Origin of the sequence: Dyella koreensis (assembly GCF_044904565.1) — a bacterium.
In the GTDB taxonomy this organism is placed as follows: Bacteria; Pseudomonadota; Gammaproteobacteria; order Xanthomonadales; family Rhodanobacteraceae; genus Dyella_D; species Dyella_D koreensis.
Genome location: NZ_JADIKD010000010.1, coordinates 541,909 through 559,731, shown reverse-complemented (window position 1 = coordinate 559,731; position 17,823 = coordinate 541,909). Strand labels below are relative to the sequence as shown.

Here is a 17,823-nt window from a genome sequence, read left to right as displayed (position 1 = left end):
ATTCCGGGCCGGTGGCTGTCAGTCATCGGCGTAAAGCGCTCATTTGTGTTTCGTCATCAGGGGCAAGCCGTTGTTTTCGCATGTGCACTCATCCAGCAGTGGGGATTGTCCGCGGGATGCGGATGCCCGCCGGGGCCGGCGCTGGTGGTCTCTGGTCTGTGGTGTGTGGTTGTTGCTGTGCGGCCTGATCGCGCCGATGAAAGGGCTGGCGGCGCAGCTTCCGCTCACGGTGTATGACCAGAGCAGTGGTCTCACCAGTCTGTCGATCGTACGTATCTATCAGGATCGCGCGGGCTTTGTCTGGGCTGGTACGGAGAAAGGGCTGTACCGCTTCGACGGTGTGGCCTTCAGCCAGGTCGGCGCGGAGCAGGGTTTCCAGGTTTCCGAGGTGATCAGTTTCGCGGAGGATGTGAAGGGACGTTTGTGGGTGGGGTCGCGCGCGGGTCTGCAATTGCGCGAGAACGAACGTTTCGGCTGGGTGCGTCCGGAAGGCAAGCCCTTGCTGGCGGATCGGGGGCAGACACTGGCCGCGGACGAAGGCGGCGGCATGTGGCTGGTGAGTGGCAACCGCCTGCTGTTGCTCAGCTCGAACGCGCCGGGCCATTGGCAGGCCAGCTCGCCTTTCAGCAGCGAGCAGTTGCAAGCGTTCCCCGGGCTCAGCCAGGTCAACGCGGTGTTCCATCGCCATGGCACCACCTGGTTCGGTTGCGGCACCGAACTCTGCAGCCTGCGTGACGGGCAGCTACGCCGCTATGGTCCGGATGCCGGTATCCCGGCGGACAAGTGGCTGGGCTTTCTCGGTGCCAGCGATGGCAGTCTGTGGGTGCGCGGCATACACACGGTGCGGGTGCGTTTGGAAGGCAGCGACGCATTCATCGCGCGCGATATGCCTGGGAACAATGCGGATGTGGCCGCTTCCAGTATCGATATCGCGCAGGACCGCGAAGGTCGCGTACTGACGCGCAGTTCGACGGGCCTTGCTCGCTGGAATGGTCAGCAGTGGGAACTATTCGGTACTGACGATGGCTTGCCGAAAGTAGGCGTGTCTTCGCTGATCGCCGATCAGGACGGCACGATCTGGATCGGCACGTATGGCCGCGGCCTGCTGCATTGGAGTGGTCGCGATGCCGTCGAGAACTGGACGTCGTCGCAGGGCTTGAGCGGTTCGTTGATCTGGTCGATCACACGTGCACGTTCGGGCTCGGTATGGGTGGCCGACGACTGGGGCGGCAGCGTGATCGCGCCGTCCAAGGATCGTGCCCGGCCCTGGCCACTCACCGTTGCACTACCGCACCAGACGCGCACGGTGCTGGCCGCGGCGGACGGCTCGGTGTGGTACTTCCTGTTTGATGGTCGTGTGTTGCGCTATGAATCCGCGAGCAACAGTACGCATCTCATGGCGACGCTGCCCTTCCTGGTCAGAGGTGCGTTTCAGGACAGCCATGGACAGTTCTGGGCTTACACGCTGGGCGGCCTGTATCAGGTGGATGCGCAGAGCGGCCGAATGGAGCGCGCCGCGCCGGGTCTGATTCCCACCGCGATGTGTTCGGATCTGGCGGAGGACACCGCCGGCCGCCTGTGGCTGGCCTGCAGCACCGGCTTGTTTCGCTATGCCGCCGGCCGCTGGAGTCAGGTGCGTGTGTTGCCGCAGGAAAGTCTCGGTGGTTTCGAGAATGTGGAAACCACGGCCGATGGGCGCCTCTGGCTGAGTTCGCTGCAACCGGGCGTGCTGGTCGGCAACGTCAGTGACGCGGACAGTGTGAGTCTCGCTCCCGTCGCCGATCCGTTGCTGGCGGATTCCCGTGTCTACTTCCTGCGCTCCGATCGCCGCGGGCGCCTGTGGGTCGGCGGCAACAATGGTGTGGATGTGCTGGATGGCACGCGGTGGACGCGCCTAACGACACGCGATGGTTTGCTGTGGGATGAAACCAACCACGGCGCTTTCTTCGCGGACGAGGATGGATCGGTATGGATCGGCACGCCGGTCGGTCTCTCGCATCTGCTCAAGCCAGAGGAATTGCTGGCGCCGCGCCAGATCCGCCCCTGGCTGGTCTCGGCGCAGTACGGCGAACACGAACTTACTGGCCAGGGCACGCAGGTGGATTTCCACGTCGCCGGCGCGCTCGTGCTTCACTTCGCCGTGCTCGGCAACAGCTCGGGCAGTCCGGTGCGTTTCCGCTATCGCCTGTCGGGTATCGACAGCGATTGGGTGGAAGCCTCGACGCGGGAGTTGCGTTACGCCTTGTTGCCTCCCGGCGGTTACCGCTTCGAACTGCAGACTATCGACGAGAACCAGCGTCGCCGGTCCGCACCGATCAGTCTGACTTTCACACTCACGCCGCCGTGGTGGCGCAGCGGCCCCGCTTACGCCGCTGCCATCGCACTGGTGCTGGCCGCGATCGTGCTGGCGTGGCGTTGGCGTGTGCGTGTGCTGGTGAAGCATGCCCAGCGCCTGGAGCAAGCTGTGGCGGTGCGAACCGGGCAGCTGCAGAACGCCATGCGTGCGCGCAGCATGTTGCTGGCGCGCATCAGCCACGACCTGCGTTCGCCGCTCGCCGGCATCATCGATGGCGTGCGGCAATGGCGTGCGGGTGACCGGCAGCGCGACTATCCGGGCCTGATCGAAGGCAGCGCGCACCAGCAGCTCGACCTGATCGATGAATTGCTGGAATTCTCGCGAGACGAGCTTGCCGAGCTGGAGCTGGTCGAGGGGGCTGGCTATCTGCATGCCTTCTTGCAGGGGCTGGTCGAGCATGCCGCCTTGCTCGCCGAGAAGCGCAGCAATCGGTTTGAATCCCGTTATGCCGAGGATCTGCCTGCGCTGGTCAAGCTGGATTTCCGGCGACTGCGCCAGGTGTTGATGAATCTCATCGGCAATGCCGCCAAATTCACCGACGACGGCTACATCCTGTTCACGGTGACGGCAGCACCGGCACCGCAGGGCAAGGTGTCGCTCCATTTCATGGTCGAGGACAGTGGCATCGGCATCGAGCCGTCCGAACAGGAGCGCCTGTCATTGCCGTTCGCGCGCGGCAGCAATGCGGCCCAGTACAACGGCTATGGCTTGGGGCTGGCGATCGTCACCCAGATCCTGGAGCGCATGGGCAGCCGCCTGAATATCGAGGCGGCTCCCAGTGGCGGCAGCCGCTTTGGTTTTGCGCTGGAAGTGTCGTTGGCGGAAGAGAGCGAACTGGAGCCGGACCTGTTCGATGACGAGGCCGCCGCAGGCGAGATCGATGGCTCGGGTCACACGATCCTTGTAGTCGACGACAACGCGCAAAGTCGCGAGATGCTTTGCGATCTGCTCGATGGTTTCGGCTTCGAAAGCATTTCCGCCGCTGATGGCAAACAGGCACTCGCGTTGTTGCGTGAACAAGCGGTCAGCCTGATCGTGACTGATCAGGCGATGCCGGGCATGGATGGCTGGACGTTATTGAAGGCCGTGCGGCGCGATCATCCGCAGCTGCCCGTGCTGCTCTATTCGGCGTTGCCGCCGCGGCATCCGCAAGGCTTCGAAGCGCTGGCGTTCAACGATGCGTTGCTCAAGCCCGCCGGCGGCAAGCAGCTTCTGGTCCGCATCCATCGTCTGCTGGTGCAGGCAACGGAGCTGAGCACATAGCTGGATGGCATGCCGACTATCCCTTGTCCACCACCACACCGGGCAGTCGGGCCAGCAATAGCTGGTCCCGGACACTGCGAATGACGCTGCGCGTAGTCGCCGTCAGCGCCAACCCGGAGAGGCTGAGCAGATGCAAATGCATCGGGTCCGGCTCGTAGGGCTGGAACAGCGGCTGCAACCGTTGCGCGTCGAGATCGTCGGCGCAGGCATGCAGAGGAAGCTGGGCGACACCGGCACCTTCGCGCGCGGCGACGAGCAGCGTCGACAAGTGGCCAGTGCTGAGCAGGCTCGCGGGTTTGCGCGTGCGTGCGCCGCGGAACATCCAGGGACGCTGTCCGTCCTGGCCCAGATATCCCAGGCAATGCCGTTCGTCGAGTTGATCGGGATGGGTCGGCGAGCCCAGTTGCCGGAACAACTGCGGGCTTGCCACCGTCACTAGGCGCACGTGGCATAACCGGTGCGCCACGATATCGCTGCGATCCGGCAGCTTTTCATCCATGCACAGCGCCAGGTCGACGCGTTGCGCCAATAGCGCCTCGACGCCGCCATTCATGCTCAGCGAGAGCTGCAGATGTTCGTGCTGGCCGGCGGCGGCAACCAGCGCCTGCGACAACAGATGACCCATCAGGTCCGGAATGTCGACGCGCACGCGGCCACCCAGATTCCCGCCGGCATCCTGTACAGCGCGGATGGCCGCCTCGGCGGCTTCGCACATGATCAATGCGTGGCGATAGACCTCGTCGCCGAGCGGCGTCACCGCAAAATGACGTGCGTTGCGAAGCAATAGCTGCGCGCCCAGTCGCTGTTCGAGTCCCACGATGCGCCGGCTGAGCAGCGAACGGGTCATGCCCGTCTGCCGCGCGGCCGCGGCAAACCCGCCCGCTTCGATGACGCGGGTAAGCAGATAGAGGTCGCTGAGGTTTTCGGTCAGATCCATGGAGTAGGCACGGCATGGGGGTGCCGGTGTCGGTAGGGCAGTGGTTCGCGGAGCTTAGGGCGGCCGCTATGGGGTGACTTTTGTCCTAGCGGATGGCGGTTTTGCCCGGGCGGACGGCGACCGAAAGCAGCGCTACAATCCTTCGCTTGCATGCTGGAGTGGCATGCAAGCTGTTGGTAGCGGCGACAGTCGCGACAGGGGGAACGATGCCAGCGAAAGAATCATCGCATGTCCTGGTGATAGATGACTCGCCGGAGGAGCTTCGCGCACTGCAGAGTGTGCTGCGCGGGCACGGTTACCGCGTGACGCTGGCCACCGACGGCAGGCAGGGCTTTCAACGCGCTCTGGCTCTGCAGCCGGATCTGATCCTGCTGGACGTGCGCATGCCGGAGCTGGACGGCTTCGCTACCTGCCGCCTGTTGAAGGAAGCGCCGCGCACGCAGGACATTCCTGTCATCTTCCTCAGTTCGGCCGCTGCGCTGGAAGAGCGTCTGGAAGGCCTCAGCCATGGCGGCGTCGACTACGTACTCAAGCCATGCCATCCCGATGAGGTGCTTGCGCGCGTGCGCATCCATCTGCATCTGGGGCCGCGCTCGAAGGAGCCGGCGGCCAACGAACCGGAAGCGTTCCTGTCCCACGACGAGATCATGTTGAGGGCAGCGGTACGCCTGATCAGCGAGCAACTGGCGTCCTTGCCGTCGCTGGAAGACCTTGCCCGCAAGGTGGGCACGCATGACAAACGGCTATCGGCGATCTTCCGGCAACACCTGGGCACCACGGTGTTCGCCTGGATACGCGAGGAACGTTTGCGCAAGGGCCGCATGCTGTTGATGGAAACCTCGCTGGGCCTGCAGGACATCGCCGAGAGCGTGGGTTTTCGCAGTGCGTGTAATTTCATCACCGCGTTCCGCGAGCGGATGGGTGTGACGCCCAACCAGTTTCGCAAGGCGTCCAGAGCCGATGCGCCCGAGATGGTCGGCTAGCGGATGTGCGGTTTTGAGACGCGCATCGAAGTGTTTGATAACCGCTCGATCAAAACTTCCGTGTGGTCCCTGCAACGCGACCTGACCTCGCATAAATCGCACTAATTCTTTCTCCGATATCTGCGTCCTGTCACGCCAAAGTTTTGGCGTAGTGGCGCAACGTCCTATTTTCTGACACGCAAGTTCCTGTAGCGGCAGCTTCTGCATCGCCTGGAGCACGCTTACCATCCGCCCCGCCAACGACACCTCATCGGCATCGATGGGACATGCCGACAGTGGTTTGACCTCTCTGCGTGATGAATCACGGGAAGGCCAAGCCAAGGGGGGACGGGTGTCGTTGGCATGGCTGCCGTATTGAGGCAGTGGTAGCAGGCGCATGGATCGCCGCCGCCACATCCTTACCCATCTCAAGCCTACAGAAGGGTGCATCCGTCCTGCCTCCGGGCAGCGATGGCGCAGGCGTTTTTGTCGCGTACACGCACCTCCCTGGGAACAGGGAGGCGGGTACGGCTGCGCCCCTTTTCAGGCGATTTCACATCGCCACCGAACCGGGTCGGCCTTGTTGCAAAGGGGCGGACCCTCACCGGTCAGGCCTGCGGGACGCCGGTGCCAGGCAAGCGAGAGTCAGGGATATGTCTGTTTTTCTGGATGGTTGTCTCAAGGGTTTCGGACGCGGAGCAGTGCGCACCCACAGGAAGGTGTTCGCGCTGCTGGCACTGTTGCTGCTGGGGCTGGCTACGCCCGCGGTGGTACAGGCCAATCAATGCCGCATGGCCGACCCGAATTCCAAGGGTGTGCATGTCGACGAAGTCTGCTGGCTGCAGCTCGACGGCGTGACCTTGAACGCGAACGGCTCGACGCCGCTGACGTTCTCGCTGCCCGACGGTTCGAGCATGACGTTCACCGCCGAGGTGAGCAACGTGGGAGCCAGCGCCGGCCTCAAGGGTGTGCAGGCGCCGAGCTGGAGCGGCTCGCAGTTCAGCGGCAGCACCGGCTACTACACCATCTACAAGCCGAATACCGCTGCGCTGTACACCAACGCCGGTTCGGACAACCACACCACGGTCACCCTGAAAGACATCCATCTGTTCGGCCCCAACGGGGTTGAGAGCAGCAATGCCTTCGAGATGGTGATGGCCGACGGCGAGAGCACCAACAGCAATGAGCTGCTCGATTTCGGCGTGGTCTCCGGCGGCAGCACATTGAGCCTGGTGGAGTGGCTCGGCGCATCGTCGGCCAACAACCTCGTCTATGGCGCACCCGGCAGTGCCGGAGTGACCGCAACACCTACCTCGGCTTGCGCCGGCATGGTCGATTGCGTCCGCCTGATAGGCAAGAGCGGCACGGCGAATGCCGCCGTGTTCTCCACCACGCGCACGGGCAGTCCGTTCTCCGTGATGGGGCAGGTGCACACCAACGGCAGCAGTCTGCAGGGCTTTGCCTTTGGCGTGCGCTGGGGCGGCGTACGCCTGCGCAAGGCGTTGCCCGCGGGTCGCATGGACAGCAGCGACCAGTTCACCTATCGCGTGATCAACGTGAAGGGCCAGGAGATCATCAACACCTCCACCACCGGTGCCGCCACGGGCAATTACGCCTATATCAGCGGCCAGGCGACGATGCCGGGCAACGTGCTCACGCTCAAGGAGGAGATGGCCACCGGCAGCAAGTCCAGCCTCCAGCAATACGACAGCACTATCGCGTGCACCAACGGCAACGCGGGTTCCGCCACGGTATTGCCCAACGGCACCTTCAATCCCGCCAGTCTGCCGACGGTTGATCTGCAGCAACTCGGCGACCGCGTGGACTGCACGTTGACCAACGTGCCGCGCATCGTGGATCTGAAAGTGGTGAAGTCTGGCCCCGCGACCGTGCAGGCCGGCCAGCCGTTGAGCTACGCGCTGGCGATCAGCAACAACGGTACCCACACGGCGACAGGCGCGGTGTTTACCGACACGATGCCGGTCGGCGTCACGGGCGTGACCGCGAGTGGCGTGACCTGCGGCAATGCCGTCAATGGCGCGGTGTGTGGTGCGCTTGGTGTGAGCGTCACCGGCAGCGACAGCGCCGGCTACACGCTGACCGGTGCGGTGCAGAGCCTGCCGGCCAACAGCAGTGTCGTCATCACGATCAACGCGACGGCGCCGACCAACACCGTCGGCACCATTACCAATACCGCAACGGTAAAACTCGCCACGTCTGACACTACCGTTGGCGAACCTACCGCCAACACGGCGGACAACACCTCGACCACGCAGACCACCGTGCAGGGCACACCGGCGCTGCAGGTGAACAAGACCGCCACGCTCAACGATGGCAATGCCAACGGCAAGGCCGATGTGGGCGAGACCATCGCCTACGCGATTACGGCGACCAACAGCGGCAATGTCGCCTTGAGCGGATTGACGGTGTCCGATCCCATGGCGGGCGGTACGTCGCTGACCTGCGCGCCCACCACGCTCGACCCTGGCAAGATCGCCAATTGCGGCAGCTTTACGTACACGGTGACCCAGGCCGATGTCGACGCGGGTGTCGCCATCCACAACACCGCGACGGTAAGCGGCACGCCGCCGAGCGGTTCGCCCGTCACGGCGACGGGAACCACCGATACACCGATCGGCGATGTCGCGATCGTCGCCAAGAACGACAGCTACAACGTACCCAACGGCGCCGCGGGCGGCAGCACCGGCAACGTGGTTGCCAACGATCAGTTGGGTGCAGTGACCGGCCCGACCATCGGCACAGGTAAAGGCAACGTCACGTTGACGTGGGGCACCGTCAACACGGTGCCGCCGAGCGGTGGCTTCACCCTCAATGGCGACGGCACGATCACGGTGAAGCCCGGCACGCCGGCTGGCACTTACAAGATTCCCTACACCTTGTGCGATGCCGTCCATCCGACGAACTGCGCTACGGCCGAGGCAACGATCACGGTAGGTGCGGCAGCGATCTCGGCGGCACCCGATACCTACACCGGCATCGATGGCGGCACCGGCCACGCCAATGTCGGCAACGTGCTGGGCAACGATGTCTTGAATGGCAGCCCCGCGACGCCGTCGACGGTCACCCTGACCGTCACCACGCCCGCCAGCAATCCGAATGTCACGCTCGATCCGGCGACCGGTGAAGTGTCGGTCGCCGCCGGTACACCGGCCGGCACGTACACCATCGGTTATCAGATCTGCGAAAAGCTCAACCCGACCAATTGCGCCACGACCACCGCCAGCGTGACAGTCGTCGCCGGCAAGATCGTCGCGACGAACGACAGCTATACCGGCATCAACAGCAGCGTCGGCAATACGCAGGTCGGCAATGTGCTGGACAACGACACGCTCAACGGCGTGAAGCCGACGCCGTCGACGGTCACCGTGACCGTCACCGCGCCCGCCAGCAACCCGAACGTGAAGCTCGATCCGGCCACGGGCGAGCTGTCGGTGGCGCCGGGCACACCGGCCGGCACGTACACCATCGGCTATCAGATCTGCGACAAGCTCAACCCGTCCAACTGCGCGACGGCCACGGCCACGGCGACCGTGGTTGCCGGACCGATTACCGCAGGCAGCGACAGTTACACCGGCGTATCCAGTGCCGGTAATCCGGCCGTCGGCAATGCGCTGGACAACGACACGGTCAACGGCGTGAAGGCCACGCCGTCGACGGTCACCGTCACGGTGACCACGCCGGCCAGCAACCCGAATGTGAAACTCGACCTGGTCACCGGCGTGGTGTCGGTGGCGCCGGGCACGCCAGCCGGCAGCTACACCATCGACTATCAGATCTGCGAAAAGCTCAATCCGACCAACTGCGCTACCGCTCCGATCAACGTGACTGTGGCCGCCGGCCAGATCGTCGCGACCAACGACAGCTATACCGGCATCGATGGCGGCGCAGGCAAAACGCAAGTTGGCAACGTGCTGGACAACGACACGCTCAATGGTGTGAAGGCCACGCCGTCGACGGTCAATGTCACGGTCACCACCCCCGCCAGCAATGCCAACGTGAAACTCGATCCGGCCACGGGTGAGGTATCGGTGGCACCGGGTACGCCGGCCGGTACGTACACCATCGGCTACCAGATCTGCGAGAAGCTCAACCCGACCAACTGCGCCACGGCCACGGTCAGCGTAACGGTCGTCGCCGGCAAGATCGTCGCGACCAACGACAGCTATACCGGTATCGATGGCGGTGCCGGCAATGGGCAAGCCGGCAACGTGCTGGACAACGACACGCTCAACGGCGTGAAGGCCACGCCGTCGACGGTCAACGTCACGGTCACCACGCCTGCCAGCAACCCGAATGTGAAGCTCGACCCCGCTACCGGCAACGTATCGGTGGCGCCAGGTACGCCAGCCGGTACGTACACCGTCGGCTACCAGATCTGCGAAAAGCTCAACCCGACGAACTGCGCCACGGCCACGGCGAGCGTCACGGTGACCGCCGGCAAGATCGTCGCGACCAACGACAGCTACGCCGGCATCGATGGCGGTGCTGGCAACACGCAGGCCGGCAACGTACTGGACAACGACACGCTCAACGGCGTGAAGACCACGCCGTCGACGGTCAATGTGACGGTCACCGCGCCAGCCAGCAACGCCCATGTGAAGCTCGATCCGACCACCGGCGAAGTGTCGGTGGCACCGGGTACGCCGGCCGGTACCTACACCATCGGCTACCAGATCTGCGAGAAGCTCAACCCGACCAACTGCGCTACGGCGGTTGTCACCGTCACCGTGGTATCGCTGCCGCTTCAGGCCGTGGACGACGATTACCGCCAGGTGCCGGTGAACGGCGCTACTGGCGGAACGCCGGGCAAGGTGCTGGGCAACGACACGCAGGGCGGGGTGGTCATCACCGACCCGAGCCGCGTGAGCATCACGCCGGTCAACAAGGGCGGCATCAACGGTGTCACGATCGCTCCCGACGGCAGCATCATCGTGCCGGCGGGAACCCGTAGCGGCAACTACACGCTGACGTATCGCATCTGCGACACGCTGGCACCCAGCAATTGCAGCACGGCGTCGATCACCTTGATGGTCAGCGACGACGCCTTGCTGCATGTCACCAAGCAGGTCACACCGCAGACGGCCAAGGTCGGCGACGTGGTGCGCTACACGGTGACCATCCAGAACCCGGGCAAGGCGGACGTCCATAACGCGGTGCTGGCTGATACGCCACCGGTCGGCTTCAGCCTGGTGGCCAGCTCGCTCAGCGTGAGTCCGGCCAATGGCAACAGCCACCTTGCCGGCAGCAGCCCGATCCGTGTCGAAAATATCGATGTGGCCGCCGGCAAGAGCGCCACTGTGGTTTACATGATGCGCGTCGGGCCCGGCGCATCGGCCCGCGGCGAATACGTCAATACCGCGCAGATGCTGTTGAACGGCATCCTTACCAGCAACGTGGCACAGGTCACCGTGCGGCGCGATGCGGATCCGTTGTTTGAAGACAGCCGCGTGTTCGGCACCGTGTTCGACGACCGCAACGGCGATGGCTGGCAAGCCAGCGCGACCGCCAGTGGCTTGCATGTGCAGGGTGGCTTTGCGCCGGATGCCTATGTCGCCAACTCCACCACGGTGGACCGGGGGCAGGGGCCTAAGCCCGAAGCCGACGCCAGCGCGCCGTTGTTGCACGGGATCGTCCTGGGCGAACTGCGTGGCCGGGATAGCGTGGCGCAGCCGGAGGACACACGTCGCATCGTGATCTCGCAGCGCCTGCGCCGCGCTGACTTCACGGGTGACTTCGTATTGACCAGCGCTGAGGGCACCTCGGTGCGCATGCGTGCCGATGGGCGCGGCGAGACGGTGCTGGCCGGCGATGCCGCCAAGGGGATATCCGCCGAGGCGCTGAGTGTGGAACGCCATGTTTCGCCGGAGACGGATGGCAGCGTGCGCGTCGACTACGTGGTGACCAATCGCGGCATCGACGAGCGGGGCATTCCCGGCGTGCGCATCGGCACGGTGGAAGGCAACGTCATCGAGACCGACGCCTTCGGCCGCTTCCACCTCGAGGGCATCGACGTGCCGAACATGGCACGTGGCCGCAACTTCATCATGAAGGTCGACCCCGCGACGTTGCCGCCCGACAGCACCTTCACCACATCCAATCCGCAGGTGAAGCGCATCACCCAAGGCCTGCCGGCACGTTTCGATTTCGGCGTGAAGCTGCCAGAGCAAGTGATACCGGTGGAGCCGCGTGCGGAAACGGAGAGTACCGCCACCCATGGCGACGAAAAGACGGGGGGACAGCCATGAACGCCCGCCGCTCCCTCTCTCCGACCAAGGCCATCAGCATCATGCGAATCAGGACCCTGGACGCCGCCATTCTCGGCGTTCTCATGATGGGCATCGGGATGCCCGCTTACGCGCAGTCCACGTCGTCGGTGACGGCCGCGCCTCAGTCACAAAGCACCGGAAAGCAGGCCAGGTACAGCGTCAATCTGCCCAATGGCGGCCTGATCTGGGCCACCGAAGATCCGACCCTGACCTCGCCCTTGCTCAACGTGCAAGGCAGCGCGGTTGCCGCGTTCGAGCACGGTCAGGTCACTGAGCCAGTGCATTTCCAGATCTACAGCAACTACGACGCTTTCATCCGCAAGATGCAGGTGAGCATCTATCGCGGTGACGACACTGATCTGGTCACGCCGCTGGCTGTCGTCGATGTGACGCCGGGCGCGGTGGTGCAGGCTACGTGGGATGGCAAGCTGCCGGTGGGCGTGAAATTGCAGCCGGGCCAGCAGCTCAGTTACGTACTGCGCGCCTGGGGCGAAGATGGCAGCGTCGACGAAACCTATCCGCGCACGCTGCAGCTGGTACTGCCGGCGGATCGCCAGCGTTCGCTGGATCAGCTCCATCAGGGTGCCACCAGTGAATTGCGCGCGCTGACCGCCAGCGAGCTGGAGGATCGCGAACTCCTCGACAGCACGTTCGGCAACAACGCATTGCGCCAGCAGAACATCACCATCCGCGGCTCGCGCGTGCGTGTGTTCGGCCAGAACGTGCCCGAGCCGTACGCCGTTACCATCGCCGGCCAGAATGTACCGATCGACCAGCAGCGCAAGTTTGTCGCCGAGTACCTGCTGCCGACAGGGCCGCACACGCTCAACGTCGGCCTGCGCGGCACGGCGGGCAAGCAGGTCGACTACCCGCTGGCCGTCAACGTGCGAGAGAACTATCTGTTCGTCATCGCCATGGCCGATATCACGGCGTCGAAAGGTTCGGTGAGCGGCGATGGCGCCTCCGCACTGACGGTGGATTCACGCTACCGCGAAGGTTTTCTCGACGAAGGGCGTCTGGCGTTCTATCTGAAGGGCAAGCTGGAAGGGCGTTACCTGTTGACCGCACAGGCCGATACTACGGAGCGCACGACCGGCAGTCTGTTCAACGGCTTCTTCAAGGCCGACCCGAAGGATGTGTTCCGCCGTCTCGATCCGAACATGTATTACCCGGTCTATGGCGACGACTCGACGACGTATCGGGACATCGATACCCAGGGCAAGCTCTACGCGCGGCTCGACTGGGACAAGAGCCAGGCCTTGTGGGGCAACTACCAGACCGGCTTCACCGGTACGCAGTACGCACAATACGTGCGCAGCCTCTACGGTGCGGCGGTGGATTGGCGCAGCCGCACCAGCACGCCGCTGGGCGATCCCAACACACTACTGAAGGCCTTTGCTTCGGAAGCGCAGACGGTGCTGGGGCATACCGAATTTCTCGGCACCGGCGGCAGCCTGTACTACCTGCGGAATACCGACATCCTGCCGGGTTCGGACCAAGTGGTGCTGGAGATCCGCGATCCGACCACGGGCACGGTGGTTTCGCGCGTCAACCTGGTGCGCGGTATCGACTACGACATCAACGAGATGCAAGGACGCCTGCTGCTCACCCGTCCGCTGGCGCAGATCGCGCAAGGCAATACCAACACGTTGTTCCGTGACCGTCCGCAGGGTGGCTACGAAAACCACCTGCTCGCCGACTACGAGTACGTGCCCAGTGGCTTCGACAGCAACAACGTGACGGCCGGCCTGCGCGCCAAGCACTGGTTCGGTGAGCATGTGGCGGTGGGCGGCACCTATGTCGATGAGGGGCGCGCCAGCGATGACTACACGCTCAAGGGCGCGGACGTCACCTTGCAGGCGGGACGCGGTACCTATCTGAAGGTGGAGCGCTCGCACAGCGATGCCGCGGTGGCGCCGATCTTCTATTCGGATAACGGTGGCCTTAGCTTCATCCGCACCAACCCCGCAACGCAGGGCGCCCGCAGCGGCAATGCGACGGCGGTGGATGCGCGGGCGAACTTCCGCGAACTGGGCTGGACCGCCAGGGACTGGACCGTCGGTGCATGGTGGCGCGATGTCGATGCCGGCTATTCGGTGGCGCGTGCGGACCAGGGGCTTGCCATCCATGAATACGGTGCGGAGTTCTCCGGGCAACTGCGTGACGATCTGAAACTGTCGGGACGCTACAGCTACGCCGAGCAAGGTCACGACGCGCTGGAACAGGGGCAGGCGCAGCTGGACTGGCAGATCGCCGAGAAGTCCGACCTGATCGCCGAACTGCGGCGCGTGACGGAGCGCTACCAGTTACGTAGTGGCACCGGCACTCTGGGCGCCCTGGGCTATACGCAGCGCATCGGCAGCTCGCTGGATGTCTACACCACCGGTCAGCTCACCCTGGCCGACGACGGCGGCGCGTATCCGAAGAACAACGCCGCCACCGTGGGCGCCAAGTATCAGTTCGGCGATCTGTCGAGCGCGGGCGCGGAACTCACCAAGGGTTCGCGTGGCGATGCGGCGCAGGTCAACGGCGAATATCGGCTCAGCCAGGATCACTCGCTGTACGGTGGCTACACCTATTCGGTCGATTCCACTGCCTTGTACAACGACTCCCGTCTGTTGTCGCAAACGCCGGATGGCCTGACCCTGGGTCAGCGCTGGCGCCTGTCCAACCAGACGAATCTCTATAACGAGAGCCAGTGGCTGAAGTCGGGTCCCGATACGGGCATCGGCCACACCTTCGGTATGGACTTCTATCCGAGCCTGGGGTGGACGCTGGGCTTCACCTTGCAGGACGGCAAGCTCGATGCGGCCAGCGGCGCAGGCCGTGTCGATCGGCATGCGGCCAGCATCAACGGTGGACTGACCACGCCGTCAACGAGCTGGTCGAGCAAGCTGGAGTATCGCCGCGACAGCGGTGCGGAACAGCGCGATCAGTGGGTCACCACCCATCGGCTTAGTTACAAGATCAACGATTCCTGGCAGATCGCCGGCCGTATCAACTGGTCCAGGACGCGCGACCAGGTCGATCCGATCAACAACGCGCGCTTCGCCGAAACCAACCTGGGTTTTGCCTGGCGTCCCTGGAACAGCGTGCGCTGGACCGTGCTGGGCAAATACACCTACCTCTACGACCTCTCTTCACCCGGCCAGACCAGCTCTGACGCTTACTACGATCAGCGTTCGCACGTGTTCTCGTTGGAAGGCGTGTATCGCCTCGACACCGCATGGGAATTCGCGGCGAAGCTGGCCAGCCGTACGGGCGCATCGCGTATGGGACGTGGCAGCGGCGACTGGTACGACAACCGCGCCACGATGATCGCCGGGCAAGCACGCCGCTACGTGATGGGCGGGCTGAGCCTGATGGGTGAATATCGCGTACTGCGCGCGTCGCAAGGCGGTACCCGCAAGGGTTGGCTAGCCAGTGTCGATTACGACGTCAGCAAGCACTTCCGCATGGGCATCGGCTACAACTTCACCGATTTCAACGACGACATGACCAAGCTCGGCTATCGCTACCAGGGCGTGTTCCTCAATGCGGTGGGGTATTACTGAGTGGGATAAGGGTTCGGGTGAAGCGTGAGGGTGATATTCACTACTTCGCCCGAACCCTTGTAGGAGCGCACCCTGTGCGCGAGCTTTTGGCGCTGGCATAGCAGCATCGCGCACAAGATGCGCTCCTACAAAGGAACTGTCTTGTCCGTTGCGCTCGGGAAGTCCCGGTGGAACCGGTACCTTCGCTCCCCCAGTGCCATCAAAAGAGTTTTGGCACGTCGACACTGCGTCCTATTTTTCTGCGCGCAATGTCCTGCATGGCCACCTTTTGCGCCGTCCGGGCCACATCTACCATCCAGATGCGCTAGCGATAGTCATCGACTATTTGCGTCACGCGGTCGACCGGTTTTCCAGGTCAGCGCGCGGTGCGGATTGCGCAAAACCCATAGGGCCGTAATTCCTTGAGCTGATCATGGCGGGCGAGCTTGCGCCAAGCTTTAGGAGGTCGCCGCCAACTGAATAATGGATCGAGTGAAATGTGCATCACTTCACGTTATTCCCGATATCTGCCACTAACGAATTTTTTCTTTCGATGCCATCCTTCCGCCGCGATAAAACGATTTCATCGCACTATCGATACGTCACCCATCGAAGGGTTCACGGTCTAGCGCAACGTTGATAGATCGAGGTATCGCGCAACCCCGGACGAAGCAAACAGGGTCTGTTTTCATCGTTCCGTCCGTTCGCTGAGTCCCAACTTGGAAAGAGGGTCGGCACAGGGGGCAGTCGAGGCAGGGCACATGCTGGTTGAGGTTTGAAACGTTCATGCCAGGGCGTGAGCGCTAGACGTTTTTTGTCCAGCGCTTGAGTCTCGCGGTATGCGCGGCGGGCGGTTGCGTCAAAAAATTGACGGATGCCGACGACATGCCAAGAGAAAGAAATCGAAGCGCTTTACGACCTTTCAAATTTCATAACTTCGAATGGTCGATATCGCAATTCATGCTGTGCGCAACCTTCTGCCCGTGCCCGCGGCATTGACGTAATGAGCATGTCGAGATCAATACGTTTTCATCGGCACGACATCGCAAGTGTGAGCCACGCATCGAGTGAGAGGGCACAGGGGATGGCGGTTTCAGTCGCCTCAACAGATCGCAAATTTCCTTTGCCGGGCATCAGCGTCCTGGGCAAAGTGTTTGATCTGTGCAGGCTAGAAGCCGTTTCTCTGCAGGAGGGCGGCATGAGCGGCATGGTGGGAAGCCATCAGCACGGCGATGCCACGCTATGCAGCTTCGTGGTCGACTTTGCCTTTCATGGGCGCTTTGTGCTGCCGGCGGGCCGCCAGTTGATCTGTCACTTTCATCGGGTGGCGCCAGGAAGCTGGTGCGCCGGCATGCCGCTGCATGCGGATACGGTGCTGATCGTGCTGCCGGAAAGCCCTTGCGAACTGATGCTTGGTCCGGAGTCGAGCGTCAGCATGGTGCTTGCGCCATTGCAGGCGGGCGCGTTGCGGGCCATCGAGAAAAACCGCGACTCGTATGGTCCTCTCGGAAAGCAGTTCTCGCTGTTTCGGCACGAATGCCATGCCGGCACGTTATGGCGCGCGCGCCATGCGGCCATGTTCGAGAGCCTCGCGGGCGATCCGGGGCGCGATGTCGCCGGATTGGTGGGGAACGGTTTTGCGGACATGCTTGCCGATGAAAGCAATCTGCATGACTTGTTTGCGCATGTCGTGCCGCATGTGAGGCACGCCAGTACGCGCCGGCCGCATTACGCCACCTTCCGCAAGGTGGGGCATTTCATGCGAACCCATTTGCAGCGCGACATCTATGTCGAGGAAGTCGCAAAAGCCGTGCAGGTCAGCGATCGCACGTTGCGCCATGTGTTCGATGATTTTCTCGGCATATCGCCAACGCGCTACCTTTCGTTGCTTCGGTTGCACGAAGCAAGCCGCCAGCTCTCGGTGCGCAACGTAGGCAAGCTTTCCATCAAGTCGGTGGCAATGAGTTGCGGCTTGTGGGACTTGTCGCGATTCGCGGCCAGTTACCGTCGAGCGTTCGACGAACTTCCCAGCGATACGCTGATGCGCGCCAGCGGTTGCACCGCATAACCTTTCATTCTTTCTTCACCTTCACGTTTTCGCGCCACCTGTTTTTCCGATTTTGCGCAGAGCTTGCCGAAGACGCTTGGTCCGCTTTCCGAATTTGTGCGTCGCTTGCTGCATATGGTCGCTTCAATGGAAGCGTGGAGCTGTAAGACAAGAGCCTTTGCGGCTTTGTTTCAGGACGACATAGTAGGGGCGGCCAATCATGTTCATCTGTCTTCCATCGCAGGGGCCGACATCCGGCTCTCCGCACCAAGGCCTTTCGCGCACGTGCATGAGAGCGTACGTACCGCCACGAAGATGTAGCTAGTGTCCCCTTGCTGGTGCGAACGATTCCCCGCGTACGCACTACAGCCATCGATCCCTTTGAGAAGTCTTCCCGCATGTCGCAGAGGCGTGTGCCGGTGCGCTTGTGCCTGTAGT

The 17,823-nt window shown here is 63.2% G+C and carries 6 protein-coding genes; 5 read left to right on the top strand and 1 reads right to left on the bottom strand.

What is annotated here, in order from left to right; all coding sequences use genetic code 11:
• Window positions 1-163 precede the first annotated feature (163 nt).
• Window positions 164-3,619: a hybrid sensor histidine kinase/response regulator gene (locus ISS97_RS11965; protein ID WP_379986429.1), complete on the top strand. Its 3,456-nt coding sequence runs from the start codon at window positions 164-166 to the stop codon at window positions 3,617-3,619.
• A gap of 16 nt (window positions 3,620-3,635) precedes the next feature.
• Here ISS97_RS11965 and ISS97_RS11960 read toward each other — a convergent pair whose 3' ends face one another.
• Complete coding sequence (locus ISS97_RS11960; protein ID WP_379986431.1) at window positions 3,636-4,556, bottom strand: LysR family transcriptional regulator; 921 nt, start codon at window positions 4,554-4,556, stop codon at window positions 3,636-3,638.
• Window positions 4,557-4,762: 206 nt separating this feature from the next.
• Here ISS97_RS11960 and ISS97_RS11955 point away from each other — a divergent pair, with 206 nt between their 5' ends.
• From ISS97_RS11955 to ISS97_RS11940, 4 genes are all read left to right on the top strand, one after another.
• Complete coding sequence (locus ISS97_RS11955) at window positions 4,763-5,539, top strand: response regulator transcription factor (protein ID WP_379986433.1); 777 nt, start codon at window positions 4,763-4,765, stop codon at window positions 5,537-5,539.
• Window positions 5,540-6,171: 632 nt separating this feature from the next.
• Complete coding sequence (locus ISS97_RS11950; RefSeq protein WP_379986434.1) at window positions 6,172-11,784, top strand: DUF7507 domain-containing protein; 5,613 nt, start codon at window positions 6,172-6,174, stop codon at window positions 11,782-11,784.
• A 41-nt stretch (window positions 11,785-11,825) separates the two neighbouring features.
• On the top strand, window positions 11,826-15,359 hold the full coding sequence (locus ISS97_RS11945) for a hypothetical protein (protein WP_379986435.1): 3,534 nt from the start codon (window positions 11,826-11,828) through the stop codon (window positions 15,357-15,359).
• A gap of 853 nt (window positions 15,360-16,212) precedes the next feature.
• The gene (locus tag ISS97_RS11940) at window positions 16,213-17,406 is read left to right on the top strand and encodes a helix-turn-helix transcriptional regulator (protein WP_379986437.1); all 1,194 of its coding nucleotides are present in this window, start codon (window positions 16,213-16,215) and stop codon (window positions 17,404-17,406) included.
• The last annotated feature ends 417 nt before the right edge of the window (window positions 17,407-17,823 follow it).